Source organism: Vibrio sp. MM46 (assembly GCF_027587135.1).
GTDB classification, from domain to species: Bacteria; Pseudomonadota; Gammaproteobacteria; order Enterobacterales; family Vibrionaceae; genus Vibrio; species Vibrio harveyi.
Window position 1 is genome coordinate 1 of the sequence record NZ_JAPPTO010000072.1, and the last position, 1,447, is coordinate 1,447.

At 49.3% G+C, this 1,447-nt stretch carries 3 protein-coding genes; all 3 read right to left on the reverse strand.

Translation table 11 applies throughout. The features are described from left to right. Nucleotides 1-158 precede the first annotated feature (158 nt). The gene (locus tag OH459_RS27890) at nt 159-530 is read right to left on the reverse strand and encodes a hypothetical protein (RefSeq protein ID WP_050907276.1); all 372 of its coding nucleotides are present in this window, start codon (nt 528-530) and stop codon (nt 159-161) included. A 14-nt stretch (nt 531-544) separates the two neighbouring features. Continuing rightward, entirely contained in the window at nt 545-934 is a 390-nt protein-coding gene (gene traV, locus OH459_RS27895; RefSeq protein WP_050907275.1) for a type IV conjugative transfer system lipoprotein TraV, read from the reverse strand. A gap of 5 nt (nt 935-939) precedes the next feature. Next, nucleotides 940-1,447 (reverse strand): TrbI/VirB10 family protein (locus OH459_RS27900; protein WP_333482897.1); only part of this gene is annotated, 508 nt, incomplete at its 5' end.

Sequence of the window (1,447 nt, forward strand, 5' to 3'; positions counted from 1 at the left end):
GAATCCGCGCGAGTGGGTGTTTTCAAAGACGTGCTCTATAGGGTCGTAGTCTCGATACGGCAGTTCATGGTGAAGGTGGTTTTGGGCGCGTTTTGCCTCTTGGAATAAGGCAGATAGACCGCTAGTTGAGGTGGCAAACATAAGGGGTCCTTTTTCAGTTACCAAAACAGAGACAGTGGCCAGGCGACCTGAAACATTGCCTCATCTGAGCGCTTTATGACGGCAGAGACATCCTGAAAGCCTCGTTTATTGAGGCACTCGTAGAGCCCCACTGGTACGTCCGTTGGTATTTGGGTTGTTTTTACTTCTGCGTTGATTGGTAGTCCAAGCTCACAGAGCTCTATTGCCTGTTGGGTTTGAATGCGCGCTTGGTCAGATAGTGCGGCGTGTTCAAGGTAGACGACTAAGGCGTGCTCCCGCGCGGCTTGCGTACTGGTGAGGTATTGCGCTACCTGAGCTGCGATGGCAACAAATAACATCACCAAAAGGGTTAAACAAAGGACGATAAGAATTCGAATATTTAATGACATGGAAATTCTCCTAATTAATCCTTCCAAATAGCACGTGCTGGTCGTCCTGACCAGTGACTTTCATCTAAGACGAAGTAGACATCCATGGTGTCGATATAATGGTTATCTTTATCGATAAAAGGGAAGATGGTGAGCTTTTTGACCTCTTCTTGGCTTCGCTGTGGCTCTCCATCTCGGTTTCGCCTTGGCAGTAGGGTGAACGCGCTCGGTGGTGTGGTTCTTGTATGGCTGCTTATCGTGGCATTATCACCGGTGTAACCGTACAAGTTGTCTCGTACCTCGTTCATGGTGACACAGCCAGAAACGCCGCCAACTTTGTCGCAGCTGTATTCACTGTCAAAACCAGCGCTGCAGCCAGTTAGAGCGAAAAGTAACGAAAGAGAAAACAAAAATTGTCGTTTCATTTTGATTATTCCTCACGCCCAAAGCCCACGCTGTTTAACCCTTGTTGGGTGAGTTTTTGCGCTAATGGGTTGATTGGGGTAGTTTGGTTGACTTGGGGCAGGGTTGGCGCATTGGTGATGACATCGAGTATCTGATTGGTGCTGGAGACTTGTTCTCGCTGCTCGTTAATACGTGTCTCGTACTCCTCGGCAAGAAGCGGATCGAGCGGAAAGCCTTCTAAAAAGACAATGTTCACTACGGCGCCGGGATTCACTTCTACAATCGGGTGGTAAAGCTCAGCCAGCTTGATGTAGTAGTCAGCCAGTTTGCTACCTACGCCTTCTGTTGCGCCGCCAAGTAGGCTTAACCCGATTTTATCGGGGTCTACACTGGAGCTTGGTCCCAGAGCCGTAGGAGTGGTGGTTTGAGCCAGTGCTTTACCTGCATCCCCCACACCTTGCAAAATGGCCGCAATACCGGCCATTTGAACGATTTTACCGTTTTTCAAAATGGTGGTGCCGCGGATACCATTG

Bases quoted from the DNA above. Each gene is read 5' to 3' on its own strand.
- OH459_RS27890 (WP_050907276.1), bottom strand. From the start codon at position 530: ATGTCATTAAATATTCGAATTCTTATCGTCCTTTGTTTAACCCTTTTG.
- traV (WP_050907275.1), bottom strand. From the start codon at position 934: ATGAAACGACAATTTTTGTTTTCTCTTTCGTTACTTTTCGCTCTAACT.